The organism is Psychrosphaera aestuarii, assembly GCF_017948405.1.
GTDB lineage: Bacteria > Pseudomonadota > Gammaproteobacteria > Enterobacterales > Alteromonadaceae > Psychrosphaera > Psychrosphaera aestuarii.
Map to the genome: position 1 here is coordinate 107,355 of NZ_CP072844.1, position 26,657 is coordinate 134,011.

At 40.8% G+C, this 26,657-nt stretch carries 34 protein-coding genes; 6 read left to right on the forward strand and 28 right to left on the reverse strand.

The genetic code is table 11. The annotated features are described in order from the left end of the window. Positions 1-12: 12 nt before the first annotated feature. The 26 genes from rplO to cobO all read right to left on the reverse strand — a co-directional run bounded on the left by rplO (position 13) and on the right by cobO (position 17,550). Positions 13-444: a 50S ribosomal protein L15 gene (rplO, locus tag J9318_RS00510; RefSeq protein ID WP_210560574.1), complete on the reverse strand. Its 432-nt coding sequence runs from the start codon at positions 442-444 to the stop codon at positions 13-15. A 3-nt stretch (positions 445-447) separates the two neighbouring features. Beyond that, a complete protein-coding gene (gene rpmD, locus J9318_RS00515; protein WP_155696627.1) occupies positions 448-630 on the reverse strand; it encodes a 50S ribosomal protein L30 in 183 nt (60 codons plus the stop codon). A 6-nt stretch (positions 631-636) separates the two neighbouring features. Further along, the gene (gene rpsE, locus J9318_RS00520) at positions 637-1,137 is read right to left on the reverse strand and encodes a 30S ribosomal protein S5 (RefSeq protein WP_210560575.1); all 501 of its coding nucleotides are present in this window, start codon (positions 1,135-1,137) and stop codon (positions 637-639) included. 9 nt (positions 1,138-1,146) lie between these two features. Then, positions 1,147-1,497, reverse strand: coding sequence for a 50S ribosomal protein L18 (gene rplR, locus J9318_RS00525; protein ID WP_210560576.1), 351 nt, complete (start codon positions 1,495-1,497; stop codon positions 1,147-1,149). Positions 1,498-1,506: 9 nt separating this feature from the next. After that, positions 1,507-2,040: a 50S ribosomal protein L6 gene (gene rplF / locus J9318_RS00530; protein ID WP_210560577.1), complete on the reverse strand. Its 534-nt coding sequence runs from the start codon at positions 2,038-2,040 to the stop codon at positions 1,507-1,509. A 13-nt stretch (positions 2,041-2,053) separates the two neighbouring features. Further along, positions 2,054-2,446: a 30S ribosomal protein S8 gene (rpsH, locus tag J9318_RS00535; protein WP_210560578.1), complete on the reverse strand. Its 393-nt coding sequence runs from the start codon at positions 2,444-2,446 to the stop codon at positions 2,054-2,056. Between the two features lie 20 nt (positions 2,447-2,466). Beyond that, positions 2,467-2,772, reverse strand: a complete 306-nt coding sequence (gene rpsN / locus J9318_RS00540) for a 30S ribosomal protein S14 (RefSeq protein ID WP_210560579.1) — start codon at positions 2,770-2,772, stop codon at positions 2,467-2,469. Between the two features lie 11 nt (positions 2,773-2,783). Beyond that, entirely contained in the window at positions 2,784-3,323 is a 540-nt protein-coding gene (gene rplE, locus J9318_RS00545) for a 50S ribosomal protein L5 (protein WP_210562316.1), read from the reverse strand. 14 nt (positions 3,324-3,337) lie between these two features. Next, positions 3,338-3,652: a 50S ribosomal protein L24 gene (gene rplX / locus J9318_RS00550; protein WP_210560580.1), complete on the reverse strand. Its 315-nt coding sequence runs from the start codon at positions 3,650-3,652 to the stop codon at positions 3,338-3,340. Between the two features lie 10 nt (positions 3,653-3,662). Beyond that, positions 3,663-4,031: a 50S ribosomal protein L14 gene (gene rplN / locus J9318_RS00555; protein WP_155696642.1), complete on the reverse strand. Its 369-nt coding sequence runs from the start codon at positions 4,029-4,031 to the stop codon at positions 3,663-3,665. 266 nt (positions 4,032-4,297) lie between these two features. Continuing rightward, positions 4,298-4,555: a 30S ribosomal protein S17 gene (gene rpsQ / locus J9318_RS00560; protein ID WP_210560581.1), complete on the reverse strand. Its 258-nt coding sequence runs from the start codon at positions 4,553-4,555 to the stop codon at positions 4,298-4,300. Next, positions 4,555-4,749, reverse strand: a complete 195-nt coding sequence (gene rpmC / locus J9318_RS00565; RefSeq protein WP_155696646.1) for a 50S ribosomal protein L29 — start codon at positions 4,747-4,749, stop codon at positions 4,555-4,557. The genes rpsQ and rpmC overlap by 1 nt, the downstream gene beginning before the upstream one ends. Beyond that, on the reverse strand, positions 4,749-5,162 hold the full coding sequence (gene rplP / locus J9318_RS00570) for a 50S ribosomal protein L16 (protein ID WP_155696648.1): 414 nt from the start codon (positions 5,160-5,162) through the stop codon (positions 4,749-4,751). The genes rpmC and rplP overlap by 1 nt, the downstream gene beginning before the upstream one ends. Before the next feature lie 9 nt (positions 5,163-5,171). Next, a complete protein-coding gene (gene rpsC, locus J9318_RS00575; RefSeq protein WP_155696649.1) occupies positions 5,172-5,876 on the reverse strand; it encodes a 30S ribosomal protein S3 in 705 nt (234 codons plus the stop codon). 11 nt (positions 5,877-5,887) lie between these two features. Further along, a complete protein-coding gene (gene rplV / locus J9318_RS00580; protein WP_210560582.1) occupies positions 5,888-6,217 on the reverse strand; it encodes a 50S ribosomal protein L22 in 330 nt (109 codons plus the stop codon). 10 nt (positions 6,218-6,227) lie between these two features. Next, positions 6,228-6,506 (reverse strand): 30S ribosomal protein S19, encoded by a 279-nt coding sequence (rpsS, locus tag J9318_RS00585; protein WP_155696653.1) that lies wholly within the window; start codon positions 6,504-6,506, stop codon positions 6,228-6,230. Between the two features lie 16 nt (positions 6,507-6,522). Beyond that, positions 6,523-7,347, reverse strand: coding sequence for a 50S ribosomal protein L2 (gene rplB / locus J9318_RS00590; protein WP_155696655.1), 825 nt, complete (start codon positions 7,345-7,347; stop codon positions 6,523-6,525). A 14-nt stretch (positions 7,348-7,361) separates the two neighbouring features. Continuing rightward, a complete protein-coding gene (rplW, locus tag J9318_RS00595; protein ID WP_155696657.1) occupies positions 7,362-7,667 on the reverse strand; it encodes a 50S ribosomal protein L23 in 306 nt (101 codons plus the stop codon). Then, positions 7,664-8,269, reverse strand: a complete 606-nt coding sequence (gene rplD, locus J9318_RS00600) for a 50S ribosomal protein L4 (protein WP_210560583.1) — start codon at positions 8,267-8,269, stop codon at positions 7,664-7,666. Before rplD ends, rplW begins: the two co-directional genes overlap by 4 nt. Positions 8,270-8,283: 14 nt before the next feature. Next, positions 8,284-8,922, reverse strand: a complete 639-nt coding sequence (gene rplC, locus J9318_RS00605; protein ID WP_210560584.1) for a 50S ribosomal protein L3 — start codon at positions 8,920-8,922, stop codon at positions 8,284-8,286. 24 nt (positions 8,923-8,946) lie between these two features. Next, positions 8,947-9,258: a 30S ribosomal protein S10 gene (rpsJ, locus tag J9318_RS00610; protein ID WP_105051487.1), complete on the reverse strand. Its 312-nt coding sequence runs from the start codon at positions 9,256-9,258 to the stop codon at positions 8,947-8,949. A gap of 326 nt (positions 9,259-9,584) precedes the next feature. Then, positions 9,585-11,357 carry an acyl-CoA dehydrogenase C-terminal domain-containing protein gene (locus tag J9318_RS00615; protein WP_210560585.1) on the reverse strand — a complete coding sequence of 591 codons (1,773 nt, stop codon included), beginning with the start codon at positions 11,355-11,357 and terminating at the stop codon, positions 9,585-9,587. Positions 11,358-11,482: 125 nt separating this feature from the next. Continuing rightward, complete coding sequence (locus J9318_RS00620; protein WP_210560586.1) at positions 11,483-14,599, reverse strand: error-prone DNA polymerase; 3,117 nt, start codon at positions 14,597-14,599, stop codon at positions 11,483-11,485. Next, positions 14,596-16,002, reverse strand: a complete 1,407-nt coding sequence (locus J9318_RS00625) for a Y-family DNA polymerase (protein WP_210560587.1) — start codon at positions 16,000-16,002, stop codon at positions 14,596-14,598. The genes J9318_RS00620 and J9318_RS00625 overlap by 4 nt, the downstream gene beginning before the upstream one ends. Positions 16,003-16,019: 17 nt before the next feature. After that, a complete protein-coding gene (locus J9318_RS00630) occupies positions 16,020-16,760 on the reverse strand; it encodes a recombinase RecA (RefSeq protein WP_210560588.1) in 741 nt (246 codons plus the stop codon). A gap of 178 nt (positions 16,761-16,938) precedes the next feature. Then, positions 16,939-17,550, reverse strand: a complete 612-nt coding sequence (gene cobO, locus J9318_RS00635; protein WP_425314323.1) for a cob(I)yrinic acid a,c-diamide adenosyltransferase — start codon at positions 17,548-17,550, stop codon at positions 16,939-16,941. A 192-nt stretch (positions 17,551-17,742) separates the two neighbouring features. Between cobO and fusA the strand changes: the two genes are divergently transcribed. Next, positions 17,743-19,830, forward strand: a complete 2,088-nt coding sequence (fusA, locus tag J9318_RS00640; RefSeq protein WP_210560590.1) for an elongation factor G — start codon at positions 17,743-17,745, stop codon at positions 19,828-19,830. A gap of 195 nt (positions 19,831-20,025) precedes the next feature. After that, complete coding sequence (gene rluF, locus J9318_RS00645) at positions 20,026-20,766, forward strand: 23S rRNA pseudouridine(2604) synthase RluF (protein WP_210560591.1); 741 nt, start codon at positions 20,026-20,028, stop codon at positions 20,764-20,766. A 112-nt stretch (positions 20,767-20,878) separates the two neighbouring features. Here rluF and J9318_RS00650 read toward each other — a convergent pair whose 3' ends face one another. After that, positions 20,879-22,198: a DUF5610 domain-containing protein gene (locus J9318_RS00650; RefSeq protein WP_210560592.1), complete on the reverse strand. Its 1,320-nt coding sequence runs from the start codon at positions 22,196-22,198 to the stop codon at positions 20,879-20,881. A gap of 204 nt (positions 22,199-22,402) precedes the next feature. Here J9318_RS00650 and J9318_RS00655 point away from each other — a divergent pair, with 204 nt between their 5' ends. From J9318_RS00655 to J9318_RS00670, 4 genes are all read left to right on the forward strand, one after another. Beyond that, a complete protein-coding gene (locus J9318_RS00655) occupies positions 22,403-23,383 on the forward strand; it encodes a glutathione S-transferase family protein (RefSeq protein WP_210560593.1) in 981 nt (326 codons plus the stop codon). A 97-nt stretch (positions 23,384-23,480) separates the two neighbouring features. Further along, positions 23,481-24,401, forward strand: coding sequence for a citrulline utilization hydrolase CtlX (ctlX, locus tag J9318_RS00660; RefSeq protein ID WP_210560594.1), 921 nt, complete (start codon positions 23,481-23,483; stop codon positions 24,399-24,401). A gap of 85 nt (positions 24,402-24,486) precedes the next feature. After that, positions 24,487-25,500: a hydrolase gene (locus tag J9318_RS00665; protein ID WP_210560595.1), complete on the forward strand. Its 1,014-nt coding sequence runs from the start codon at positions 24,487-24,489 to the stop codon at positions 25,498-25,500. Further along, positions 25,497-25,733, forward strand: coding sequence for a YheU family protein (locus tag J9318_RS00670; RefSeq protein WP_210560596.1), 237 nt, complete (start codon positions 25,497-25,499; stop codon positions 25,731-25,733). The genes J9318_RS00665 and J9318_RS00670 overlap by 4 nt, the downstream gene beginning before the upstream one ends. Here J9318_RS00670 and cysQ read toward each other — a convergent pair. Next, the gene (gene cysQ, locus J9318_RS00675) at positions 25,705-26,535 is read right to left on the reverse strand and encodes a 3'(2'),5'-bisphosphate nucleotidase CysQ (protein ID WP_210560597.1); all 831 of its coding nucleotides are present in this window, start codon (positions 26,533-26,535) and stop codon (positions 25,705-25,707) included. The two genes, J9318_RS00670 and cysQ, sit on opposite strands and share 29 nt — an antisense overlap. Positions 26,536-26,657: the final 122 nt, after the last annotated feature.

A 26,657-nucleotide genomic window follows, 5' to 3' on the forward strand; every position in this document is an offset into this window, starting at 1 on the left:
ATGTACTTGTCCTTATTCTACTTTTCCGCCGGCTGCAACAATCGCGTCTTGCGCACCTTTAGTAACACGTAGACCAGCTACAGTTACCGAGCGTGCAAGCTCACCAGATTTAACAACTTTAACGAAAAGTATGTCTTTCTTCACTAAGCCAGCAGCTTTCAAAGTTTCTAAAGAAACGATGTCGCCATCAACTTTTGCGATTTCTGACAATGTTACTTCATCAGTTACCAACGATTTACGAGAAGTGAAACCGAATTTCGGTAAGCGACGTTGTAAAGGCATTTGACCGCCTTCAAAACCTGGCTTAACACTTCCGCCTGAGCGTGATTTCTGACCTTTGTGTCCACGACCACCAGTTTTACCTAAACCAGAACCGATACCGCGTCCAACGCGTTTCTTATCCGTTTTAGCGCCTGGTGCTGGAGATAGAGTATTCAAACGCATCGATTACCCCTCCACTTTAACCATGTATTGAACTTGGTTTACCATACCACGCACACATGCTGTGTCTTCCAACTCAACAGTGTGGTTAATACGGCGTAAACCCAAGCCACGTAATGTAGCTTTATGCTTCGGTAAACGACCGATAGAGCTACGTATTTGTGTTACTTTAATCGTCTTCTTAGCCATGGTCTATTACCCCAAAATTTCAGAAACGTTAAGACCACGTTTAGCTGCGATTTGTTCAGGAGAATTCATTCCTGCCAAAGCGTCAACTGTAGCGCGAACTACGTTAATTGGGTTAGTTGAACCGTAACATTTAGATAGTACGTTTTGTACACCTGCTACTTCTAATACTGCACGCATTGCACCACCTGCGATGATACCCGTACCTTCTGAAGCTGGTTGCATGTAAACTTTTGAACCAGAGTGGCGACCCTTAATAGGGTGCTGCAATGTTCCATTAGTTAACTCTACATTTACCATGTTACGACGCGCTTTTTCCATTGCTTTTTGAATAGCAGCTGGAACTTCACGCGCTTTACCATAACCAAAACCTACACGGCCGTTTTTGTCACCAACAACAGTTAAAGCTGTGAACGAGAATATACGACCACCCTTAACTACTTTTGATACACGGTTAACCGCAATAAGCTTTTCTTCGAATTCTGTTTGCTTTGCTTCTACGTTAGACATGAGCTACTCCTAGAACTGAAGACCGGCTTCGCGAGCAGCGTCTGCTAACGCTTTCACACGGCCGTGATATTTAAAACCGCTACGGTCAAATGACACTTTCTCAACGCCATTTTTTACCGCACGTTCTGCTACTGCTTTACCAACCGCAGCTGCTGCTTCAACGTTACCTGTAGAAGCAACCGCTGAACGGATGTCTTTTTCTACAGTTGACGCCGCCGCTAACACTTTACCTTCAGGAGAAATTACCTGAGCGTAAGCGTGACGAGGCGTACGGTGCATTACTAAACGTGTAACACCGTTTTCGATAAACGTTCTGCGAGCGCGCTTGGCACGACGTAAACGAGCTGTTTTCTTATCCATCGTCTTACCTTACTTTTTCTTCGCCTCTTTGCGACGAACGATTTCGTCGCTATAACGGATACCTTTGCCTTTATAAGGCTCTGGCTCACGATAAGCGCGAATATTCGCTGCAACTTGACCAACTAAATGTTTACTTGCACCCTTCACAACAACTTCTGTTTGTGCAGGAGCTTCGATAGTCACACCAGCTGGCACTTCAAAGTCTACTGGGTGAGAGAAACCAAGAGATAGACTTAACACGTTACCTTTTACCGCAGCACGGTAACCGACACCATTAAGGATCAATTTTTTCTCAAAACCAGCACTTACACCAACAACTAGGTTGTTAATGTTTGCACGAGCAGTACCTGCCTGTGCCCACGCGTCGGCAAAACCGTCACGAGGAAGTGTGCGAACTACGTTGTCTTCAACAACAACTTCAACAGCAGGGTTAACGTTTAAAGTCAACTCGCCTACTTTACCTTTAACTTTTACTTCCTGACCATTTACGGCGATTTCAACACCGGCAGGAACATTAATAGGTGCTTTTGCTACACGAGACATTATGACTCTCCTATTAAGCTACGTAGCCGATGATCTCGCCGCCAATGCCCGCTTTGCGTGCAGCACGGTCAGTCATCAAACCTTTTGATGTAGAAACGATAGCTATACCTAGACCACCCATAACTTTAGGTAGGTCTGAAGTCTTCTTATAAATACGAAGACCAGGACGGCTAACGCGTTTGATAGTTTCAATTACTGGTTTGCCTTCAAAGTACTTAAGAGTAACGTTTAATTCTTTCTTAACGTCACCTGATACTTCGTAGTCAGCAATAAAACCTTCGCTCTTCAAAAGTTCAGCCAAAGCTGTTTTTAACTTTGATGAAGGCATTGCAACGGTTACTTTGTTTGACATTTGACCGTTACGTACGCGGGTGAACATATCCGCGATAGGATCTTGCATGCTCATCTTTCAATACTCCCAGATTCTTACCAAGAAGCCTTTTTAAGGCCTGGAACTTCACCACGCATCGCTGCTTCACGAAGTTTAATACGGCTTAAGCCGAACTTACGTAAATAGCCATGTGGACGACCTGTCACGTTACAACGATTACGTTGACGCGCAGGGCTTGAATCACGAGGAAGCTCTTGAAGTTTAAGCACAGCTGCCCAACGATCTTCATCAGACGTGTTAACGTCTTTGATAGTTGCCTTTAAATCGGCACGTTTTGCAGCAAATTTTTCAACTAATTTAGCACGTTTAACATCACGCGCTTTCATTGATTGCTTAGCCATAACTCTACACCTTATCCTTTAAATGGGAAGTTGAAAGCAGCTAACAGAGCGTGACCTTCCTCATTTGATTTAGCAGAGGTAGTAATTGTGATATCTAAACCACGTACCTTGTCTACTTTATCAAAATCGATTTCAGGGAAGATAATTTGCTCGCGTACACCCATGCTATAGTTACCGCGACCGTCAAATGACTTAGGATTCAAGCCACGGAAGTCACGAACACGAGGAAGAGCGATTGTAATTAAACGCTCTAAGAAGTCCCACATACGCTCGCCGCGTAGAGTTACCTTGGCACCGATTGGGTAACCTTCACGGATTTTAAAGCCAGCAACTGACTTACGCGCACGAGTTACAACAGGCTTTTGACCGGCAATAGATGCCATGTCAGCAGTTGCTGCTTCAAGTACTTTTTTATCCGCTAGAGCTTCACCCAGACCCATGTTCAGGGTAATCTTCTCAAGACGTGGGACTTGCATGACAGATGTGTAGCCGAACTGTTTAACTAGCTCAGGCACTACGCTGTCTTTATAAGTATCATGCAGTTTCGCCATCATATACTCCAAGATTAGATAGTTTTACCATTAGATTTGAAGAAACGAACCTTTTTGCCGTCTTCAAATTTAAAACCTACACGATCAGCTTTACCCGTTTCTGGGTTAAGGATCGCAACGTTTGATACGTTGATTGACGCTTCTTTCTCAACGATTCCACCAGGCTGCTGTAGTTGTGGTACAGGTTTTTGGTGTTTCTTGATAAGGTTCACGCCTTCTACGATTAATCTGTCAGTACCAGTGATAACTTTTAAAACTTTACCAGTTTTACCTTTATCTTTACCAGCTATGACGATTATTTCATCTTCACGACGAATTTTGCTTGCCATTTTCAGCTCCTTAAATTACTTCAGGTGCCAATGACACGATTTTCATGAACTTATCACCGCGAAGTTCGCGAGTAACAGGTCCAAAAATACGAGTTCCGATTGGCTGCAAGTTGGCGTTCAAAATAACAGCTGCGTTACTATCGAATCGGATGGCTTGACCATCTGGACGACGAACCGCTGCTTTAGTGCGAACTACCACCGCGTTAAGTACATCACCTTTTTTAACTTTACCGCGTGGAATTGCTTCCTTTACAGTAACTTTAATGATGTCGCCTATACCGGCGTAACGACGGTGAGAGCCACCAAGAACCTTAATACACTGTACGCGACGTGCGCCTGAGTTATCAGCCACATCTAACGTAGTTTGCATTTGGATCATGTTTAGTGCTCCGCTAATTAAATTATACTTCAATGTCCTTTCGGACTTGCTGCTTTCTAGTCATTATTGACTACCCCCTACAAAAGGGCGCGCAAGTATAACTAAGTGATGGTTGAAATACAACCTAATTAAACACGTGATTAAATAATAAACGGTTATTAAATTATAAGTCATTGCCTAGCTTAGTTATCTTCTGAAAGAACAAAACTAAAAATAAAAAACCGGAGCGTACGCCCCGGTTTTATTAGCTAATTACTTCAAAAAAATTAAAGTGTTTTAGCTTTTTCGATTACGTCTACCAAAGTCCAAGTTTTTTTCTTAGAAATTGGAGCGCATTCACGGATTGTAACCGTGTCACCGATACCACACTGGTTAGTTTCGTCATGTGCGTGCAACTTAGTTGTACGCTTTACGAACTTACCGTAGATAGGGTGTTTAACCTTACGTTCGATAGAAACAACGATAGACTTATCCATCTTGTCACTAACTACGCGGCCTTGTAATGTACGGATAGTATCGCTCATTACGCACCTGCCTTGTTTTGTGCAATTACTGTTTTAACACGCGCAATGTTGCGACGTACTTGACGCAGTAAATGTGTTTGAGCTAGTTGGCCAGAAGATTGTTGCATGCGCAAGTTAAATTGCTCACGTAACAAACCTAGTAGTTCAGCTCTTAGCTCTTCTACAGTTTTATCTTTAAGATCGCTAGCTTTCATTACATCACCGTTCTAGTTACAAAAGTGGTTTTGAATGGCAGTTTACGAGCCGCTAAGCGGAACGCTTCACGCGCCAATTCTTCTGCTACACCGTCCATTTCGTAAAGTACTTTACCAGGTTGAATTTCAGCAACCCAATATTCAACATTACCTTTACCTTTACCTTGACGAACTTCTAACGGCTTAGCCGTAATTGGTTTGTCAGGGAATACACGGATCCAAATTTGACCTTGACGTTTTACGTGACGTGTCATTGCACGACGAGCTGCTTCGATTTGACGTGCAGTCATACGACCACGGCCAGTAGCCTTAAGGCCGAAAGTACCAAAGCTAACCTTGTTACCGTTCTGAGCTAGACCACGGTTGCGGCCTTTATGCTGCTTACGGAATTTTGTACGTTTTGGTTGTAACATCGTCTACTCCTACTTAGCGCTTTTGCTACGACGCTTCTTCGCTGGTTTAGGTTGTTTTGGTTCTTCTTGAGAGATTGAACCGAAACCACCAAGTACTTCACCTTTAAAGATCCATACTTTTACACCGATGATGCCGTAAGTAGTTAATGCTTCAGAAGTTGCATAGTCGATATCAGCACGTAAAGTGTGTAGTGGTACACGACCTTCACGATACCATTCTGAACGTGCAATTTCTGCTCCGCCCAAACGACCGCTTACTTCAACTTTGATACCCTTTGCACCAACACGCATTGCGTTTTGTACCGCGCGCTTCATAGCACGACGGAACATAACACGACGCTCAAGCTGGCTAGAAATGCTTTCAGCTACTAGCTGTGCATCTAACTCAGGCTTGCGAATCTCTGCGATGTTGATTTGAGCAGGTACGCCTGTCAATTTTGCTACAACATTACGAAGTTTTTCAACGTCTGCGCCTTTCTTACCAATTACAACACCCGGGCGAGCCGTGTGGATTGTAACTTTGATAGATTTAGCAGGACGTTCAATCGTAATCTTAGAAACTGAAGCGTTCTTTAATTCTTTAGTCAGATACTGACGAACTTTAATGTCGCCATTAAGATGACTAGCGTAATCTTTTGTATTCGCGTACCAGGTAGCAACCCATGGTTTAGTGATACCTAGGCGAATCCCCGTAGGATGTACTTTTTGACCCATTAGTTAATCTCCTAGTCCGCTACTACAACAGTAATATGTGAAGAGCGCTTAAGAACGCGGTCTGCGCGGCCTTTTGCACGAGTCTTAATGCGTTTCATGGTTGGACCTGCGTCTATCATGATTGTCGCAACTTTAAGTTCGTCGATGTCTGCGCCTTCATTATGCTCAGCATTTGCAATTGCAGACTCTAAAACTTTCTTCACTAATACAGCAGCTTTTTTATTGCTGAAATTTAATACGTCTAACGCCTTGTCGACTGGTAGACCACGAATCTGGTCAGCTACCAAGCGAGCCTTCTGAGGAGAAGTGCGGGCAAAACGATGTTTAGCTATAGCTTGCATTATTTACTCCTTACTTCTTCTTAGCTTTCTTGTCAGCCGCGTGACCGCGGTACGTACGAGTAGGTGCGAATTCACCCAACTTATGGCCAACCATTTCGTCAGATACAAACACAGGAACGTGTTGACGACCATTATGGACAGCGATGGTCAATCCAATCATATCAGGAATGATCATTGAGCGACGAGACCAAGTTTTAATTGGTTTCTTGTTCCCGCTTTCCAAGGCTGCTTCAACCTTCTTCAGCAAGTGTAGGTCAATAAAAGGACCTTTCTTGAGAGAACGTGGCATGGTATTACCTCACTAATTATTTATTACGACGACGAACAATGTACTTATCAGTACGTTTGTTCTTACGAGTCTTAGCACCCTTAGTCGGTTTACCCCAAGGAGTAACCGGGTGACGACCACCAGAAGTACGACCTTCACCACCACCGTGCGGGTGATCAACCGGGTTCATTACAACACCACGGACAGTCGGACGAACACCACGCCATCTGCTTGCACCAGCTTTACCAAGCTGACGAAGCATATGCTCAGCATTACCTACTTCACCAAGAGTCGCACGACAATCAGAAAGAACTTTACGCATTTCGCCTGAACGAAGACGTAGAGTAACGTATTGACCGTCACGTGCTAATATTTGCACATATGCACCAGCTGAACGAGCAATCTGAGCGCCTTTACCAGGCTTAAGCTCAACATTGTGTACAGTACTACCTACAGGCATGTTACGCATAGGCATAGCATTACCAGCTTTAATAGGTGCATTGATACCAGACATAATCTGATCACCAGCTTTTAGGCCTTTAGGTGCAATGATGTACTTACGTTCACCGTCTGCATAAAGAACTAACGCGATGTTTGCGCTTCGGTTTGGATCATATTCCAAACGCTCAACTGTTGCCGGGATACCGTCTTTATTACGCTTGAAGTCAACCAAACGATAGTGTTGCTTATGACCACCACCGATGTGACGTACAGTAATGCGACCATTATTGTTACGGCCACCAGATTTAGATTTTTTCTCTAAAAGTGGTGCGTATGGTGCGCCTTTGTGCAAGTCAGTGTTAACTACCTTCGTCATATGACGACGACCAGCAGATGTTGGTTTACATTTTACTAGAGCCATTTTTTACTCTCCAATTACTCTGCTGCGCCGTCTTCAAGATCAAGGCTTTGACCGTCTGCAAGAGTTACGTAAGCTTTTTTCCAATTCTTACGACGACCCATGCGAGCACCAGTGCGTTTTGCCTTACCTTTAACGTTAAGAGAGTTAACTCGCTTAACTTCAACTTCGAAAAGTTTTTCAACAGCAGCTTTAATTTCTTCTTTAGTAGCGTCAACAGCAACTTTGAATACTAACGTGTTGTTAGCTTCAGATGCTAAAGTGGTCTTTTCAGAAACATGTGGAGCTACTAATACTTTTAACAAACGTTCTTCGCTTATCATGCTAGCATCTCCTCAATTTGTTTAACTGCACCAGCAGTTACCAATACTTTATCGAACGCAATTAAACTAACTGGGTCGATTGTTGCCGCATCACGAACGTCAACTTTATATAAGTTGCGAGCTGATAAGAACAAGTTCTCAGATACTTCTTCAGTAATGATCAATACGTCTTTTAAGCTCATTTCATTTAACTTAGCAGCTAGTGCTTTAGTTTTTGGAGTTTCAACTTCAAAGTTTTCAACTACCACGAAACGCTCTTGACGAACTAACTCAGAAAGAATGCTTTGAATAGCACCACGGTACATTTTCTTATTCACTTTTTGTGAATGATCCTGTGGCTTAGCAGCGAATGTTACGCCACCAGAACGCCAGATAGGACTACGAATAGTACCGGCACGAGCACGACCAGTGCCCTTTTGACGCCATGGCTTCTTACCGCCACCGCTAACTTCTGAGCGAGTTTTTTGAGCTCTAGAACCCTGGCGAGCGCCTGCAGCGTATGCAGTAACTACCTGGTGAACTAATGCTTCATTGAACTCACGTCCGAAAGTAGCTTCTGAAACTTCAACAGCGCCTGTTGCGCCTGTATAATCTAATTTCATCACTATTCTCCGGATTACGCTTTAACAGCAGGTTTAATGATGACGTCGCCGCCAATTGAACCTGGTACCGCGCCTTTAACTAGAAGTAAATTACGCTCTGCGTCCACACGTACTAGCTCAAGATTTTGAGTTGTTGTACGTACGTTACCCATTTGGCCGGCCATTTTCTTACCTTTAAATACACGACCTGGTGTTTGGTTTTGACCAATAGAACCAGGAGCACGGTGAGAAAGTGAGTTACCATGAGTCGCGTCTTGCATGCTGAAATTCCAGCGCTTAACACCACCTTGGAAACCTTTACCTTTTGACGTACCAGTTACGTCAACCAATTTAGCGTCATTAAATACTTCTACAGTAATTTCGCTACCAACTTCGATACCTTCGCCTTCATTTGCAGTTAAGCGAAATTCCCACATACCACGACCAGCTTCAACACCTGCTTTCGCAAAGTGGCCAGCTTGTGCCTTAGTAACGCGGTTCGCTTTCTTAGTGCCTGCAGTCACTTGAAGTGCGCGGTAACCGTCGGTTTCTTCGTTACGGATTTGAGTAACACGGTTAGGTGTCGCTTCAATCACTGTAACTGGAATTGATACACCATCTTCTGTGAAGATACGTGTCATTCCCACTTTACGTCCGACTAGACCAATAGTCATTTTGAAACCCCTTTAATCTCTCGATTAACCCAGACTGATCTGAACATCTACACCAGCGGCAAGATCTAAACGCATTAAAGCATCAACAGTTTTTTCTGTTGGCTCAACAATGTCGATTAAACGCTTGTGCGTACGAATTTCATATTGGTCACGCGCATCTTTATTTACGTGTGGAGATACCAATATAGTGAAGCGTTCTTTGCGAGTAGGTAGTGGAATAGGACCACGAACCTGTGCGCCTGTACGCTTTGCCGTTTCAACGATCTCTTGTGTTGACGCATCGATTAGACGATGGTCGAACGCTTTCAATCGGATACGAATACGTTGACTGTTCATTTTATACCTCAAAAGAGCATTTTAGAAAGAGCATAAAAAAACATCGCATTACCCCCGTTTTACCGGATATAAGCGGTGTTTCTTTATCTATTAATTGGACCCACAATTGGGGCCCCTGTACATCAGCTAACAAATCGTTAGCTTTTCAAACCGATAAAAAGAGCATTTTTACATATTTCGGTTTGCCTTAAAGATTCCTCGCGGAAAATTTAAGAGTGCGCATTATAAATATATTGAGTATAAATGCAACACTTTATTGTTAATAACTTAAGCTCAAGCGGTTATCTATAAAGACATACCGCTAAGTGCTTAATTATTGTGCACAATTAAATTTCGTCCGCTGTAAATTCAAATAACAATTCTGCGCCGGACTCTATTTGTTGCTTCAAAGAGTGTATTTTTGGAAGCAATCGAGCAAAATAATAAGTTGCTGTTTTTTGTTTACTTGTCGCGAGCGTTTGTTCAACACCCTCTTCCTTAGAAGCAACTACCATTTTTGCCCACATATACCCGTAAAAAACATATCCGCACAAATGTAAGAAATCCACCGAAGCAGCCCCTAATGCGTTTTTGTCACGAGAAGCTTCATCTAATACAGATGTGGTTACTTCTTTTAATAGAATTGCACTGTCATTAAGTTGTTTCATCATCTCGCCATTTACGCTTTGATTTTCCAAACTAAACGCCAAGATTTCATCTATCAACAGATTTAACGTTTTACCGCCATCCATTGCAACTTTTCGGCCCATTAGGTCTAAAGCTTGAACACCATTCGTACCTTCATATATCTGCGTGATACGACAGTCTCTAACTAATTGCTCTTGTCCCCATTCTCTGACATAACCATGACCACCTAGAACCTGTTGGCCAGCAATACAAGCTTCAAGGCTTGTATCTGTAACAAATGCTTTTGCAATCGGCGTCAACAATTGTGCTTTAGCGTTAGCTACATTTGCTTCATCTTCGTCTTTGGTAAACTTAGATATATCTAATTGAACTGAAACATAAGTTCCAAATGCTCTAGCTGCCTCATTCATTGCTCTCATGTTTAAAAGCATTCGACGTACATCAGGGTGAACAATAATTGGATCACATTCCTTATCGCTCATTCTTTCAACGCCTTTACCTTGCCCTCTGTCTAACGCATACAATTTTGCATTTTGATAAGAGCGCTCAGCGGCACCCAGACCTTGCAGACCGACAAGTAAACGCTCGTAATTCATCATAGTAAACATAGCTGCAAGACCCTTGTTTACTTCACCAACTAGATAGCCTTTAGCTCCATCAAAATTAATAACGCATGTGGCACTAGTATGAATACCCATTTTATGTTCGATTGAACCACATGATACAGCATTGGACTCACCTAGGTTTCCTTGCGCATCAACATTTATTTTGGGTACCAAGAATAGCGATATACCGCGAGAGCCAGCTGGAGCATCAGGCAGTTTCGCTAATACTAGATGAATGATGTTCTCAGTTAAATCATGCTCACCGCCAGATATAAATATTTTACTACCAGTAATTTCGTAACTACCGTCATCTTGCGGTATCGCTTTTGTTTTTATTAATCCTAAATCTGTTCCTGCATGTGCTTCAGTTAAACACATTGAACCAGTCCATTGACCTGAATACATATTCGGTAGGTATAGTTCTTTTAATTCTTCAGATGCATGTGCATTAATAGCCAAACATGCGCCAGCAGTTAGGCCAGGATATAGAGCAAATGCCAAATCAGCCGAACACATCATTTCTTCATGCATTGCCGTAATCGTTTTTGGCATACCCATACCACCAAAGTCTGGATTACCTGCTAATCCGATCCAGCCACCTTCAGCAACGACGTTGTATGATTCTTTATATGTATCTGGAGTCGTGACCGCTCCTTCAGAGAAGATCACACCAACTTCATCTGCAGCTCGACTAAACGGTGCAATTGCTTCTTCTGTTACTTTTGCACTTTCAGCTAAAATAGCGCCAGCCGTTTCAATATCAATTGATTCCGCTAGCTCAGGCGTGTTCTGCCAAAACTCTTGAACTTTAAAAGTATTAAATAACAAAAAGTTCATATCATTTAGTGGGGCATTATATTGACTCATAGTACTCTCTTATTCATTTATATGTTCTGAACTATACAACCATTAAGACTTATAAAACAGGGGAAAACACGTAATACGCGTTTAAACATACGTTAATTGTTCACAAAAGGTTTTAACTTCTTATTTTAATGAAAGTCCCTACTAATAATCTGTAAATCATTCATCTCATTTGATAGGTCGACAAGCTTACCTGCTATCACATGAATGACCTTTCCTTCACGCTCCAGTATGCCTTTTACTTTTACCAGTTTAGACGTTAAAAATGATTTTTTCTGCGCTTTTGCAGTTGCGGCCCAAACAATAACATTGGTATTTCCGGTATCGTCTTCTAGTGTCATAAATGTTATGCCGCCCGCTGTTCCTGGACTCTGCCTTGCGGTAACTAAACCAACAACTGTAACGATGGATTTATTTCGACATTGAGGTAATTCGCTTGCAGGGGTATACCGACCTAATAACCCTGCTTTCCGTAGGAGTTGCACTGGATGAGCATCAAGACTCAAACTAGTTGAGGCGTAATCCTCTAGCATTGATGCCACTTTACTCGGGCTTTCAATGATTTCATTGTAATCACTCTCGTTAGCTTTAAATAGTGGTAAGTCACTTTCTTGATTCATCAGTTTCCACCTAGTGTTATAGCGATCGCCACTAATAATACTTAATGCATTGGCGCTTGCTAATAACTGTAAATCTCTCTTAGTGATTTGCGTATCTGTAAGTTGCGAAAGAGATTTAAACCCTTCTGCATAGTCTTTTCGAATGCATACAATTGTCTTTGCCGAGGCCTCAGATAAGCCTTTAACCATTCGATACCCAAGTCTTAATAAGAGCTTATCATTATCCAGTACCAATTGATGATCCCAGCATGAGTGGTTAATACAAATTGGTAATACAATTACACCATGCCTTTGTGCATCTTGTAATAGCTGCGCAGGACTATAAAAACCCATTGGTAAACTATTTAGTAACGCACAATAAAAAACACTCGGATGGTAATATTTTAACCAAGCAGAAACGTAGGCTAACAAAGCGAAACTTGCGGAATGTGATTCTGGAAATCCATATTCCCCGAAACCACAGATTTGCTGAAATATTCTATTCGCATATTCTTCGGTGTAACCTCTGTCTGCCATACCATTTATAAGCTTGGCCCTAAACCTTTCTAACTCGCCGTCTTTTTTCCACTTCCCCATTGCTCGGCGTAATTGGTCGGCTTCTCCTCCGGAAAACCCAGCGGCTACCATGGCAAGTTTGATGACTTGTTCTTGGAAAATAGGCACACCTAATGTTCTAGATAATACCTCCTCAACGTCTTTTGATGGATACTCAATCTGTTCCTCGCCATTACGACGACGTAAATAGGGATGCACCATTCCACCTTGAATTGGACCTGGGCGAACAATGGCGATTTGAATTACTAAGTCATAATAAGTTTTAGGCTTAAGTCTAGGTAGCATGCTCATCTGCGCTCTTGACTCAATTTGAAAAAGGCCAACGGTGTCAGCATTTTGAATCATCTGATAGACATTTTTATCATCCCCACCAGCTGTAATATCATTAATACTAAGACTTTTTTGGTACAACTCTTTTATATAATCAAATGACTTTCTAATCGCGGTTAACATTCCAAGAGCTAATACATCGACTTTAAGCAAGGCTAAACTCTCTAAGTCATCCTTGTCCCATTGAATAACTGTTCGACCGTCCATCGCAGCATTTTCAACTGGAACTAGCTCATGCAATGGACCTGATGAGATGATGAAGCCACCAACATGCTGAGATAAGTGCCTAGGAAAGCCTTTGATTTGTTCAACTAATGAAACAAATAGTCGTCCTTTTTTAGAATCAACCGTCAAGCCTAACTCAGATAACTGCGAAGACCATGATTCAGATCGATCACGTCGGTTGATATTCTTAATAAAAAAGTCGAGTTGCAACTCTTCAAAACCCAGTGCTTTACCCACCTCTCTAATCGCACTTTTTGTTCTGTAAGTTACAACTGTAGCGGCTATAGCCGCATGGTTTCGGCCATACTTTGAGTATATGTATTGAAAAATTTCTTCTCGGCGTTGATGCTCAAAATCAACATCAATATCCGGCGGCTCGTTTCGCTCCTTGGAAATAAACCGCTCAAATAGAACATTAATCTGAGATGGATCAACAGCTGTAATCTCTAAACAGTAGCAAACTACTGAATTTGCAGCTGAGCCACGACCTTGGTATAGAATTCTTTGACTTTTCGCAAATTGAACAATGTCATATATAGTTATAAAAAAATGTTCATATTGCATCTCTTGAATTAGGTGCAATTCTTTATCAATTAATTTTTGAATATTTTGAGGGATGCCATTTGGAAAACGAAATTGCGCGCCTTTTTTTACAATTTGATTTAAATATTGAGTTGGAGTTAAATTAACCGGTATTAACTCAGACGGATACTCATACCTCAACTCACCTAAATCAAAACTACATTGGTTCGCGATATTTACAGACGCCTCTATATACTCTTTCTTATATAACTTTTGTAATTTAAACAGTGGTCTTAAGGTTTGCTCTGCATTACTAATTGCATCTCGACCTAACTTATCGACTTGTGTTCCGCTTTTAATAGCCGATAACACATGCTGAAGAGGAAGACGACTCATGTCATGCATTAATACTTGCCCGCATGCCACGATGGATAAATTATAGATTGAAGCTATCTTCTCGCAGTTACTAATGTAGCGATGCTCATTTTGTGATAGTTTTCTTGTAATACCGACATACAGACGCTTCTTTATCGATTTATTCAGTCCAAGTAACCAGGCTACATTAAAAGTATCTGTCTCTATTTCGCCGCTCGCATGCCAAATGATCAAACACTCACGGACAGATTTTAAATCCCAAGCATTAAGCTCGTATTTCCCTTTATCACATCGACGCCTCGCATTGGTAATCACTCGGCATAATTCTGCATAGGCTTTACGATTTGGGCAAATCAGCGTAAGTGAGATTTTCCCCTGATAGTTAAAATAGCTTCCTATTATTAGCCTAATATCTAAATGGCTTTGCTTGATATGAGAATAAGCTCTAACTACCCCAGCAACAGAGCACTCATCGGTAATTGCTAATGCTTGGTATCCTAACCTCGCAGCTTGCTCAATATGCTCTTCTGGTGTTGATGCTCCTGTTAAAAAAGAAAAATTGGAGAAACAAACTAGCTCGGCATAATCTACCTTATGGCTGATGTCTTTATCGTTCATGAAAACCACCCATGAACAAACCAATCTTGATGAGACGTGCGATAAATCCAAAGCCACTGACCTTCATTATTTTTAGCAATAAAGTAATCTCGATATATAAGCCTGTCAGTCCACCAGCTCGTTAGGATTCGTTCGGGTCCATGGATTATAACGACCTCTTCAACGAGCTGTGTCGGCGTAGGTTGTAAGTAACTTGGTCTCAACAAAAGGTTACTCACGTTGTTTAATTTTGAAGTGGCTGATTGATGAATGTTGAATGTCAGACTATTCACTTGCTCGGGGTTGATTGTTTCTTGATAGATAGGTCGACTTACAGATGTATTGCCAAGTTTAGCGACTAACTGATTTAAAAGAGAAGTCGTCTCTAGCTTTGTTTCTTTATCACTAAAGATGTCATTCATTCGGGGCTCATATGACTGTAGGTCTGAGCATTTCATTCTTATAGTAACCACAGGCTCTGCTAATTTTACAGACTCCAAGTGAAGTCTAATTAAACTAAGCCATTTTACTTTTCTATACTCGCCACCTGCAGCTTCAATCGTAAAGTCTAAACCCTCATCATATCGGTATAACAAACTAAATATCAGCTGATGGGTAACTAAGTTCCTATTTTTTAGATACTCCTCCAGTTCTTGCAGCAAGGTTTTGATTGGATGAATAAGTATTTCTGAATTTGATATTTCATATAGTAACTCGAGTGTTCTCTGGTAACGCCTTGTTGGAACAAAAAGAGCCATCGGGTACTTAATTTGCCCTGACAACTGCCCTAAGTATTTAAATACAGACAAGTCGAATCGTTTGGATAATGCTTTTAAAGGTATATTGAGCAATTGACCAATGTTATTTAAACCGACTCTACGAAATTGCTCTTTTTGTTTATGTGTTACATCAAGATACCCGACCGGCAAATCATAAAGGTACTTCTGTGCCCTATCTTGATTTTCGTAAAGTGTATTATGATTAGAAAGGGCTAATAACTTAGCGACCAAAGGGCTACTGGCTGAGCTATATGAATATGAAAGCTTTAATACAGACAATTGATTGGTAATAGCCTGCCAATACTTATATACGTTTTTATATAATCTCAGCATAGTATCTATTCTGATATAGATACCATGAGGTAAATCTAGGCAAATATCAGCGGTATACTTATAAAGCCGGTTAGCAATATCATTTAAACGTTCCTCTTCAATTTCTTTTTTATACTCCAATACTTTTATATTCGCTGTCATCGATATAGCCATTGCTAGGCCCATATCTATTTTTATTCCCATGTCTAGTGCTGGTTTATTTAGCTGAACAACACGCATATTTATATTATCAACAATGATTACCGCCTGTGTATTGTCAGCTTCTGTACTATCTAATTGCAAAGAGTGGAAATTTAAGTAGAGCCAAAGCATTACAGATCATGACCTAATTAGTTATTAACAATATTAGGGAAGGCCACAACGTTACTATTTCCGTTGCTTAATTTTATTTGGTCTTCCGTCGTCAACTCACCCCATTTTTGATTCATATCAACGACAAAGGCTTTTGAAGCTGTGCCTCCTTTTTGCTTATCTACTTTTACTTTTATGCCACTCGGATCTGGAAATAGTGACAAGCTAAGCGCACTTGGCAATGATAAAAACTCTGTCTTTGAAATGTTAGAATAGCGATTAACGTTCTGATTTTGCAGATGGGAATACCTTATCAAAACGAGACTTGCGCCACCTCGTTCGCAAGCCAACATTAATCGCCTTACTTGCTTTATAGATAATTGCGCTTGCCATAACACAACCGTGCTGCAACAACCGCTACTCAAAGCCTGTTCGGTGGCCCAAAGTGCTTTTTTATCGTCGTAAACAGGCAATATTAATGTTGATGTTAACTCCAACCCATTTGCTAATAAAAACTCTGCATTTAATTGAATCGGGGGAGCGATAAACACACACTCTTGTTTTTCAGCCTTTTGTTTATTGACTAAATATGGGAATAAAAGCCTAAGTTCACCAATGCCTAATGGTGTTTTTACCTCAATGATCCCTTCTGTTGGAAAACCGCCATGAAGAATTTGATCTAGCTCATCGTATTGTGTGGAGACTTTACAAATATGATTATCATTTTTACAACCATACCAAAGTAAGCCTTTATTTTGATATTCATCTAGTTCTAACATAACACCACCTACTGTTTATTTATACAGTATAATAACAGTTAGAGTTTATGCAACGCGATAAATAAAAAAAGCCACCGATTGGTAGCTTTCTGTTTGAATTATATGGCGTTATTTTAAGCGTACTGTAATGCCGTGGTGATATTGCCTAGTACTTTAAAAAGGACTGTGTTAAACAAGATCAGTAGTCAAAGCCTTGTAACGCCTTAACTCCTGAGTCAAAGGCATGTTTAATATTTTTTACTTCACTTACTGTATCTGCCGCTTCAGCCAACTCACGATGGGCCGCTCGCCCTGTCACGATGACAGACTGCATTTTAGGTCTATTAGCTATGGTTTCTAATACTTCTTCTAATGGTAAGTACTGATATGTAATCATATAAGTCAATTCATCTAATAACACGACATCAATTGATTCGTCTTGTAGAAAGACTTTGGCTTTTTGCCATGTTTCCAATGCGGCTTTTGTATCGCTTTCACGATTTTGGGTATCCCAAGTAAATCCAGTTTTCATAACAGCAAAAGGAACGCCTAACTTTTCTAGAAGATTACGTTCGCCACATTCCCACTCACCTTTAATAAATTGAGCAACCGCTGCTTTTTTATCATATCCAACACAACGGGTAACTACACCAAAACCAGATGTAGACTTACCTTTACCATTTCCTGTTATAACTTGAAAAATGCCCTTTTCCACTTGAGCAGACTCAACTCGTTGATCAACTTGTTCTTTCAAACGTTGCTGACGTTCTTTATGTTTTTGATCTTTAGTTTGTTGTGATTCTTCGTTCATCATTTTCCAAAAGTTATTCTACACTGTTATCCATACAGATTATGTAAGGACTTGGGCCAATGCAACTAACAAAATTTGATAGAAAACCACAAATATAAATAAATTTTTACGAAAAGTGTGCTGTTCTGGTTAATTAATGATAGAATCCGGCGGCTTTTTTTAACCAACTTATTGAGAAGATAGAGTAAGACAATGGCTGACTTATCGAAGTATAGAAATATAGGTATCTTCGCTCACGTAGATGCTGGTAAAACCACTACAACTGAGCGTATTTTGAAATTAACTGGTCAAATCCACAAGACTGGTGAAGTACACGACGGTGAGTCAACAACTGACTTCATGGAACAGGAAGCTGAGCGTGGTATTACTATCCAGTCAGCTGCAGTAAGCTGCTTCTGGAACGATCACCGTTTTAACGTTATCGATACTCCTGGACACGTTGACTTCACAGTTGAAGTTTACCGTTCTCTTAAAGTATTAGACGGTGGTATTGGTGTATTCTGTGGTTCTGGTGGTGTTGAACCACAATCAGAAACTAACTGGCGTTATGCGAATGACTCAGAAGTTGCACGTATTATCTTCGTAAACAAATTAGACCGTATGGGTGCTGATTTTTACCGCGTAGTTAAGCAAACTAAAGACGTACTAGGTGCTAACCCACTAGTTATGGTTCTTCCTATCGGTATCGAAGACGAGTTCTGTGGTGTTGTTGACCTATTATCACGTAAAGCATACATTTGGGATGACACTGGTCTTCCTGAAAACTATGAAATCACGGACATTCCTGCTGATATGGTTGACAAAGCAGAAGAATATCGTGAAATGCTTATCGAAACTGCTGTTGAGCAAGACGATGACCTAATGGAAGCGTACATGGAAGGTGAAGAGCCTTCAATTGAAGACATCAAGCGTTGTATCCGTAAAGGTACTCGTACAATGGACTTCTTCCCGACTTACTGTGGTTCTGCATTCAAAAACAAAGGTGTTCAATTAGTTCTTGACGCTGTTGTTGACTACTTACCATCTCCTACAGAAGTTGATCCTCAGCCTCTTACAGATGAAGAAGGTGAGCCGACTGGTCGTCACGCAATCGTTTCTGCTGACGAGACATTCAAAGCATTAGCATTCAAAATCATGGATGACCGTTTTGGTGCACTTACGTTCGTACGTATCTACTCTGGTATGTTGAACAAAGGTGACACAATCATGAACGCTGCGACAGGTAAAACTGAGCGTGTTGGCCGTATGGTTGAGATGCAAGCAGATGAGCGTAAAGAACTTACTTCAGCACAAGCGGGTGACATCATCGCTATCGTTGGTATGAAAGGTAACGTTCAAACTGGTCACACATTATGTGATCCTAAAGACCCAATTATCCTAGAGGCAATGGTATTCCCTGAGCCAGTAATCTCAATCTCTGTTAAGCCTAAAGATAAAGGTTCAACTGAGAAAATGGGTATTGCGATTGGTAAAATGGTTGCTGAAGATCCAACATTCCGCGTTGAAACAGACCAAGATTCAGGTGAAACAATCCTATCTGGTATGGGTGAGCTTCACTTAGACATCAAAGTTGACATCCTTAAGCGTACTTACGGTGTTGAATTAGAAGTTGGTGAGCCTCAAGTTGCATACCGTGAAACTATCACGCAGCCAGTTGAAGATTCATACACGCACAAGAAACAGTCTGGTGGTTCTGGTCAATTCGGTAAAATCGATTACCGTATCAAGCCTGGCGAACCTGGTTCTGGTTTCACGTTCACATCAACAGTTGTTGGTGGTAACGTACCTAAAGAATTCTTCCCAGCAATCGAAAAAGGTTTTGCTGGCATGATGGAAACTGGTGTTCTAGCTGGATTCCCTGTTCTTGACGTTGAAATCGAACTTTACGATGGTGGCTTCCACGCAGTCGATTCATCTGCTGTAGCATTTGAATTAGCAGCACGTGGCGCATTCCGTCAATCAATTCCTAAAGCAGGTGCACAACTACTTGAACCAGTAATGTTAGTAGACGTGTTCACTCCTGAAGATCACGTTGGTGATGTTATCGGAGACCTTAGCCGTCGTCGTGGCATGATCGCTGGTCAAGAAGCAGGCGCTACTGGTGTTCGTATTAAAGCTGACGTACCACTTTCAGAAATGTTTGGTTACATCGGTTCACTACGTACAATGACTTCAGGCCGTGGTCAGTTCTCTATGGAGTTCAAAAACTACATGCCTTGTCCAAGCAGTGTTTCTGACGAAGTAATTGCAAAAGCAAAAGAAGAGAAAAACGCTAAGTAATTAGCACTAACTCTTAATGGAAAGCCTGCCTAGTGCAGGCTTTTTTGTGCTTAAGATTTACGGCGACCAAATGGTAGTCCGCCAAATAAGACTTATGCTACAATTTACCCCTACAATAAAATTGAAACCAGATTAGAATTATGTTGTGTACACCATCAATCGTATCCAACTAATCTTCTTTATATAGGCTCATCAGTGACTGAACAACAAGGCAAACGACTCAATAAATTCATCAGCGAATCTGGATATTGTTCACGACGCGAAGCGGATAAACTTATTGAGCAAAAGCGCGTTAAAATCAACGGAAAACTACCTGAGCTTGGCACCAAAGTACTAGACGGTGATATCGTCACAGTTAATGGTAAAACTATTAACGCTAGTGCTGAAAATAAGTCAGACCGTGTTTACATCGCCTACAATAAGCCTATTGGTATTACTTGTACTACAGAACGTCATGTTCGTGGCAACATCATAGATGCAATCAATCACCCTCAGCGTATTTTTCCTATCGGACGACTAGATAAACCATCAGATGGTTTGATCTTTTTGACCAGTGACGGTGATATTGTGAATAAAATATTACGAGCGGAGAACGCTCACGAAAAAGAATACGTTGTTGTTGTTGATAAGCCGTTAAACGAGCGTTTTAAAAGTCGTATGGAAAAAGGTATTCCAATACTTGGTACAGTGACAAAACCATGCAGAGTGAAATTACTTGGGCCTAAGAAATTCTCTATCATTCTTACCCAAGGTTTAAATCGTCAAATTCGTCGCATGTGTGAATATTTAGGATTTGAAGTTACTAAGCTACAACGCACTCGCATTATGAACGTCGACTTAAAAGGCCTAAAGCCTGGACAGTGGCGTGAGCTTACTAATCAAGAAATGAATCAAATCAATAAAGCGGTTGCAGGTTCTAAAAAAACAGCCGAATAATTAGCCATATAATCAGACCTCTGTAGTAAAGCCAATAATCGCATCAAAACGATGAAAAAGCCTTAACTACAAAGGTCAGTTAAGCTAATATTTTTTATTGTTTAACGTCGGCTCACTCTTCACTACTAGGTGCTCGAAGCAACTCAAGACGACTTGACCACTGCTCCACAATGGACGAGGAAAAAGAAGCAAAGTCTATTGTGTAGTCTTGCTCTTCAGGCTTATTCATTAAGTCCATTTTTTGGAACAAGTCCGATAGCAGATCTCTTGGGTGAGAAAACAAATCTTCCGTCTTAGCAAATTCACCTTTCAGGTCAGCAGCAAAATTCCCTAATGGTTCTACCTGTCTTAATGCAGCAGCACCGGGACGCAAAGAAGCTTGCTCTGACTGATAAGCCTCAACCGCTCTAACGCTTGTACTTTGACTTAAATCCAGTGCAAAAGCGCTAATCTCTGATGAGTCGTATTCCAACTCCAACGCCTTGTTAATAGCCTCTTGCATGTCACCGTCATAAAAATCTGCCGATAAACTATTAATTTTTTCTAATAAGGCATTTATAGCCTCTAGTTCGTCTTCGTCTAAATCACCATCAATACTTAATGAGAACTGCTGCTGATTGACGACTTCACTATAAGAATACGCATAACTACCACTATATGAATTGCCACCGCCTTGGCCCTGACTAGAAAAACGACCATTACCAGACTCAACCGACGCACCTAAAAACGCACTGGCATTAATTTTTATTGTATCGCCATCTCGTGTTTCAAGTTCAAATTCAAACGAGCGAGACTCTTTTGATTGCAAAGACTGGAATAAAGCTTCGCCGATACGCGCTGGCGGAACTGACTCTTCTGCTGAGTCATCCGGTTGATTTAAACTAACTGGCTTTTCGATGACACTCTGATTTTCACCTAAGTATTCATTCGCTAACTCAAACAAGCCTTCTTTTACTTTTTGTGCTGTTAAAGAAATGTCACTTTCAACATCACCTTCTAACAGGCCCATGTCTGACAAAATACCACTGGCTTCTTCATAACCCTGTTCAAAACCTTTTAAGCCTGCTTCGATTCGACTTTGTAGTTGTTCTGATGTAGCGCCATCGGCTTTGTCCATTTTTAAGCGATTAGTGATAAACCCAAGTATTGCGCTAGATGATGCCTCGGCACGTTTGTATCTTTGTTCAATGGCAGCCTGCTCTAACTTATTAGGTTTGAGGTCTTGCGGAACTGAAATTGATTGCTGCACACGTTTTTGTACCGTTTGATGAAAATACGAAAAGCTCGTGCTTGAAGTTGCGCCGGACAGGGTTACGAATGACGCTGGCGGTGATTTTTTTATTTGCTGTTGGCCATTTTGAGAATTTAGTTCGCCCTTACTGCTGGGTTTGCTCAGCCAATTTTGAAATTGATTGGGGTCGAATTTAATCATTGTTTTATACCTTTGTTTGCCTATTCCCGTTATCGGCAAAAGGTCACAATTATTGAACAATATTCATTCAAATATAGCGCTTATATTGCAACTTGTTGATCAATAATTGCATTTATTCGAAAGGAATTTGCCAATTTTACTAATTATTGAACCTCACTCCCTTTGCTACACTATTTACACTAACTAAAAAGAATAGAGGGCATCATGGGATTACTTGTTGACGGCAACTGGAAAGACAAATGGTATGACACCGATAGCAGTGATGGTAAGTTTGTGCGAGAAGACGCTCAACTACGAAACTGGATCACGCAAGATGGCTCTGCAGGACCTAACGGACAAGCTGGATTTAACGCCGAAAAAGATCGCTACCACCTGTACGTTTCTTTAGCCTGCCCTTGGGCTCATCGAACCTTGATCGTTAGAAAATTAAAATCGTTAGAAGACTATATAGATGTGTCAATTGTAAGCCCAGACATGTTAAAGAACGGTTGGGAGTTCGATAAACAAAATCACAGTACAGGCGATGCCTTGTTTGATTCGAACTTTATGCATCAAATTTATACTCGCAATAAAGCCGACTATTCAGGGCGAGTCACTGTGCCGGTACTTTGGGATAAAAAGCAAAACCAAATAGTCAGCAATGAATCGTCTGAAATTATCAGGATGTTTAATTCTGCATTTAATCATTTGACTAACAATTCACTAGATTTATATCCACCTTCGCTTCAAGCGGAAATTGATGAAGTGAACGACTATGTTTACCATAATATTAATAATGGGGTTTATAAATGTGGGTTTGCAACTCAACAAGAGGCATATGAAAACGAATACAACAAACTCTTTGACGCGATCGATCATATCGAACATCGATTAAGTACAAATCGTTACTTAGTCGGCAACTCGCCAACGGAAGCAGATTGGCGGTTATTCACAACACTCATTCGTTTTGATGCGGTTTATGTGGGCCATTTTAAATGTAACAAACGAACAATAGAGAGTTATCCACATTTATCGGCTTATGTTCGTGAATTGTACCAATGGCCTGGTATTGCTGAGACCGTCGATTTTTACCACATAAAACGACATTATTACTTTAGTCATACTATGATAAACCCGACCCAAGTAGTTCCGGCCGGACCTGCAATCGATTACACCCGACCTCATAATCGAAATGAAATCGGTTAACGGTTACAAACGACAATATTTGTATAATGATTAATTATGGCCTTACAATAAGGCCTTAATTTTATGACGTTGTGTCTTTTATAAAATAGGTAATATCATGAGCCAAGCGCCAAGTTCAGTGGTTATGATCAGGCCACATCATTTCCAACCAAATCCACAAACTGCGGCTGATAATAGTTTTCAAAGTGAAGCAAATACAGACGTTTCGCTAAAAACGCTAGCCTATCAGCAAGTGACTGACATGGTAGCGAAGCTAGAAGCACATGGAATAGACGTTAACTTATTTGACGACACAGGGAGCTCTACCCCTGATTCTGTATTTCCCAATAATTGGTTCTCTACTCACGCTGACGGAAAGATTGCTATATATGCCATGTTCCCAGAAAACCGACGCTTAGAAAGGCGCCCGGATATTATCCAGCACCTCATCAATAAATACAAAGTAAGCCAGGTTATAGATTACTCGCCAAATGAGCATCAAGCACGATTTTTGGAAGGTACTGGTGCAATGGTATTAGATCACTCGGCCCGCATTGCCTTCGCCGTTCGTTCTAACCGTTGCTCTGATCAGCTATTTTATGAGTTTTGCCAACAATTTTCATATCGTCCAGTGCTCTTTGATGCAACAAATAAAGATGGTACACCTGTGTATCACACCAATGTAATTATGACGATAGGAAGCGATTACGTATTGTTAGCAACCGACATGATCAAAGACCCAGAACAGCGCTCTATTGTTCTTGAGGCAATTGAATCTGCAGATAAAATGGTTATTCATCTTAGCGAGCAACAAATTGAACAATACTGTGGCAATGCGTTAGAGCTATCTAACGGCAAAAAGAAATACTTAGCCCTTTCGAGTACAGCGTTTGACGCATTAACCAATGACCAAAAACAAACGCTTTCGAGTCGAGTTAACCTCTTACCATTTGATGTAAACGCAATTGAATATGCGGGTGGTTCTGTACGCTGTATGTTAGCAGGCATTCACTTACCAAAAAGAACCGACCATAAATAACTAAACCGGTTTTTAACTTGAACTGTATAGGTACAATACAATAGAATTGTTCGCCCTCATGGTGAGGCTGTAAAATGAGGATTGCATGATAATCAAATCGACATTTAAACCTGCTTGGTGGCTTAATAATCGCCATTTACAAACAATTGTGCCTAGGTTTTATTCTGTCCCAAATACTTTCAAACCTTTTGAGCAAGAGTTTGCTTTATCAGATGGTGACTTCGTAGAGCTTATCTGGAGTCAGTCACCTGCTTATATCAATGAAAATACGCCTATTGTGATCGTTCTTCATGGCTTAGAAGGTTCTTTTGACAGTTTTTATGCAAAACGAATGATGAATGCCATCCATCAAAAAGGTTGGGTTGGTTTATTAATGCAATTCCGTGGTTGTGGTAAGAAACAAAACCGTCTGGCAAAAACTTATCACTCCGGTCAAACCGAAGATGTCTCTGAGTTGGTGAAATACGTAAACAAAAAGTTTCCAACTAATCCGCTATATAGTGTTGGCTTTTCTTTAGGCGGAAATATGCTCGCCAAATATTTAGGTGAAGAAGGTGATAAGTCGGTATTGTCCGGTGGTATTGTCATTTCAGCGCCACTGGATTTGTCACTATGCGCTCATGCTATTGGGCAAGGATTTTCAGCGGTATATCAAAAGTATTTAGTTGATAAACTGAGAAAAAAAACGAAAGATAAGCTTGCGCTCATGAAAGAGCGCTTTCCAGTAAAAGTATCTGCTGAACAGTTAGATGACATCAAAATACTTACCGAATTTGACGAAGCTGTAACTGCACCAATTAATGGTTTTAAAAGTGCAGCTGACTATTATGCAAAATCGAGCGCAAATAAATTTTTAGGCTCAATAGCAACCCCAACATTAGTTATTCACGCCAAAGATGATCCGTTTATGTCAGCTGAGGTTATCCCTAATGAAGGAATGCTTTCTAATGCGGTAAGATTTGAACTCAGTAAATCTGGAGGCCATGTTGGCTTTATCTCAGGATTAAACCCATTTAAGCCGGTTTTTTGGGCTGAAAAGAGAACTATTGAGTTTATTCAACAAGAGCAGCTAAATAAATTTGGACACACTTTCGCATGATAATTCCTTGGAAAGACCTTAGTAACGAAGCGATAGAAGGCATTATTGAAGAATTTATAATGCGCGAAGGCACTGACTACGGCGAGGTAGAGGTCTCGTTTAATGATAAAAAAGACCAGCTACTACAACAATTAAAAAGTGGCGAGGTTGTATTGGTTTTTTCGGAATTACATGAAACCGTAAACCTAATGCCAGCTAAGACCTTTAGTCCCGACGTGAGTCGTGCGGGATGATCATCGTCGACCAATCCAAAGATTGGTCTGATGCAACAAAAAAGTCCGGGTTTAAAAATGACTCTCTTTCGTTATAACTTAAAGGTTTAAATTCCGAGTCAATAATACGACCACCAGCTTCTTCAACAATGATTTGAGGCGCTCCAGTATCCCACTCTCCAGTTGGGCCCACTCGAATATACAAATCGGCTTTACCTTCGGCAACCAAACAAGACTTTAATGCACAGCTGCCAAGGGAAATAAAACTTAAATCAACACCGTCAATAATGTACTTAGTAATTGAATCCAATTTTTGAACTCGACTAATAGCAACCGTCAAAGAGTGTTTAGCGGTATCAATCTTATTACCACTGATTTTTGACGTTGATGACTTTGTTTGCTTAAACGCACCCTGGTCTTTAGTAGCCCAGTAAGTGTCTTCTGTAACAGGAGCATGAATAACACCTAACACAGGTTTATTGTTTTGTATCAGTGCGATATTAACTGCAAAATCGGGACGGCCGGCTACAAACTCTTGAGTGCCATCAAGTGGATCAACAAGCCAATATTCAGCCCACTGTTTGCGGTCACTAAATACTAACCCTTCACTTTCTTCAGAAATAATTGGAATATTTGGAGTAAGGGACTGTAATGATGAGATAACGATATCATTTGCTGCATAATCTGCACTTGTTACTGGAGAATGATCGGATTTATCGTACTGTTCAAAATCACCGTCTTCAAAATATTCTAATATTGCGCCGCCTGCTTTAATGGCAATATCTTTAACGTCTTCGACTAGTTTTTTGAGATCTGTTTCCATGGCTATTCCGACCGCAACATTCAATTCTGAAAGAATAGTAGAATTTATCTGCCAGCGCCTAATTAAACAACCTAAAAGTCTTTGTTTGATTATAAATTAAACACAACTACAGATTTAATGCG

What these genes read in the sequence shown, in the direction of transcription:
- rpmC (WP_155696646.1), bottom strand. Translation starts at nt 4,749, where the DNA reads ATGAAAGCTAGCGATCTTAAAGATAAAACTGTAGAAGAGCTAAGAGCT.
- rplE (WP_210562316.1), bottom strand. Translation starts at nt 3,323, where the DNA reads ATGGCGAAACTGCATGATACTTATAAAGACAGCGTAGTGCCTGAGCTA.
- rplX (WP_210560580.1), bottom strand. Translation starts at nt 3,652, where the DNA reads ATGGCAAGCAAAATTCGTCGTGAAGATGAAATAATCGTCATAGCTGGT.
- rplO (WP_210560574.1), bottom strand. Translation starts at nt 444, where the DNA reads ATGCGTTTGAATACTCTATCTCCAGCACCAGGCGCTAAAACGGATAAG.
- J9318_RS00655 (WP_210560593.1), top strand. Translation starts at nt 22,403, where the DNA reads ATGGGATTACTTGTTGACGGCAACTGGAAAGACAAATGGTATGACACC.
- rpsQ (WP_210560581.1), bottom strand. Translation starts at nt 4,555, where the DNA reads ATGAGCGATACTATCCGTACATTACAAGGCCGCGTAGTTAGTGACAAG.
- J9318_RS00615 (WP_210560585.1), bottom strand. Translation starts at nt 11,357, where the DNA reads ATGAGTCAATATAATGCCCCACTAAATGATATGAACTTTTTGTTATTT.
- J9318_RS00665 (WP_210560595.1), top strand. Translation starts at nt 24,487, where the DNA reads ATGATAATCAAATCGACATTTAAACCTGCTTGGTGGCTTAATAATCGC.
- rplC (WP_210560584.1), bottom strand. Translation starts at nt 8,922, where the DNA reads ATGACTATTGGTCTAGTCGGACGTAAAGTGGGAATGACACGTATCTTC.
- rpsJ (WP_105051487.1), bottom strand. Translation starts at nt 9,258, where the DNA reads ATGAACAGTCAACGTATTCGTATCCGATTGAAAGCGTTCGACCATCGT.
- J9318_RS00620 (WP_210560586.1), bottom strand. Translation starts at nt 14,599, where the DNA reads ATGAACGATAAAGACATCAGCCATAAGGTAGATTATGCCGAGCTAGTT.
- fusA (WP_210560590.1), top strand. Translation starts at nt 17,743, where the DNA reads ATGGCTGACTTATCGAAGTATAGAAATATAGGTATCTTCGCTCACGTA.
- cysQ (WP_210560597.1), bottom strand. Translation starts at nt 26,535, where the DNA reads ATGGAAACAGATCTCAAAAAACTAGTCGAAGACGTTAAAGATATTGCC.
- rpsE (WP_210560575.1), bottom strand. Translation starts at nt 1,137, where the DNA reads ATGTCTAACGTAGAAGCAAAGCAAACAGAATTCGAAGAAAAGCTTATT.
- rpsH (WP_210560578.1), bottom strand. Translation starts at nt 2,446, where the DNA reads ATGAGCATGCAAGATCCTATCGCGGATATGTTCACCCGCGTACGTAAC.
- cobO (WP_425314323.1), bottom strand. Translation starts at nt 17,550, where the DNA reads ATGAACGAAGAATCACAACAAACTAAAGATCAAAAACATAAAGAACGT.
- J9318_RS00630 (WP_210560588.1), bottom strand. Translation starts at nt 16,760, where the DNA reads ATGTTAGAACTAGATGAATATCAAAATAAAGGCTTACTTTGGTATGGT.
- rpsC (WP_155696649.1), bottom strand. Translation starts at nt 5,876, where the DNA reads ATGGGTCAAAAAGTACATCCTACGGGGATTCGCCTAGGTATCACTAAA.
- rplV (WP_210560582.1), bottom strand. Translation starts at nt 6,217, where the DNA reads ATGCAAGCTATAGCTAAACATCGTTTTGCCCGCACTTCTCCTCAGAAG.
- rplR (WP_210560576.1), bottom strand. Translation starts at nt 1,497, where the DNA reads ATGGATAAGAAAACAGCTCGTTTACGTCGTGCCAAGCGCGCTCGCAGA.
- rplB (WP_155696655.1), bottom strand. Translation starts at nt 7,347, where the DNA reads ATGGCTCTAGTAAAATGTAAACCAACATCTGCTGGTCGTCGTCATATG.
- J9318_RS00650 (WP_210560592.1), bottom strand. Translation starts at nt 22,198, where the DNA reads ATGATTAAATTCGACCCCAATCAATTTCAAAATTGGCTGAGCAAACCC.
- rplF (WP_210560577.1), bottom strand. Translation starts at nt 2,040, where the DNA reads ATGTCTCGTGTAGCAAAAGCACCTATTAATGTTCCTGCCGGTGTTGAA.
- rplD (WP_210560583.1), bottom strand. Translation starts at nt 8,269, where the DNA reads ATGAAATTAGATTATACAGGCGCAACAGGCGCTGTTGAAGTTTCAGAA.
- rplW (WP_155696657.1), bottom strand. Translation starts at nt 7,667, where the DNA reads ATGATAAGCGAAGAACGTTTGTTAAAAGTATTAGTAGCTCCACATGTT.
- ctlX (WP_210560594.1), top strand. Translation starts at nt 23,481, where the DNA reads ATGAGCCAAGCGCCAAGTTCAGTGGTTATGATCAGGCCACATCATTTC.
- rpsN (WP_210560579.1), bottom strand. Translation starts at nt 2,772, where the DNA reads ATGGCTAAGCAATCAATGAAAGCGCGTGATGTTAAACGTGCTAAATTA.
- J9318_RS00625 (WP_210560587.1), bottom strand. Translation starts at nt 16,002, where the DNA reads ATGCTTTGGCTCTACTTAAATTTCCACTCTTTGCAATTAGATAGTACA.
- rplN (WP_155696642.1), bottom strand. Translation starts at nt 4,031, where the DNA reads ATGATCCAAATGCAAACTACGTTAGATGTGGCTGATAACTCAGGCGCA.
- rpsS (WP_155696653.1), bottom strand. Translation starts at nt 6,506, where the DNA reads ATGCCACGTTCTCTCAAGAAAGGTCCTTTTATTGACCTACACTTGCTG.
- J9318_RS00670 (WP_210560596.1), top strand. Translation starts at nt 25,497, where the DNA reads ATGATAATTCCTTGGAAAGACCTTAGTAACGAAGCGATAGAAGGCATT.
- rplP (WP_155696648.1), bottom strand. Translation starts at nt 5,162, where the DNA reads ATGTTACAACCAAAACGTACAAAATTCCGTAAGCAGCATAAAGGCCGC.
- rpmD (WP_155696627.1), bottom strand. Translation starts at nt 630, where the DNA reads ATGGCTAAGAAGACGATTAAAGTAACACAAATACGTAGCTCTATCGGT.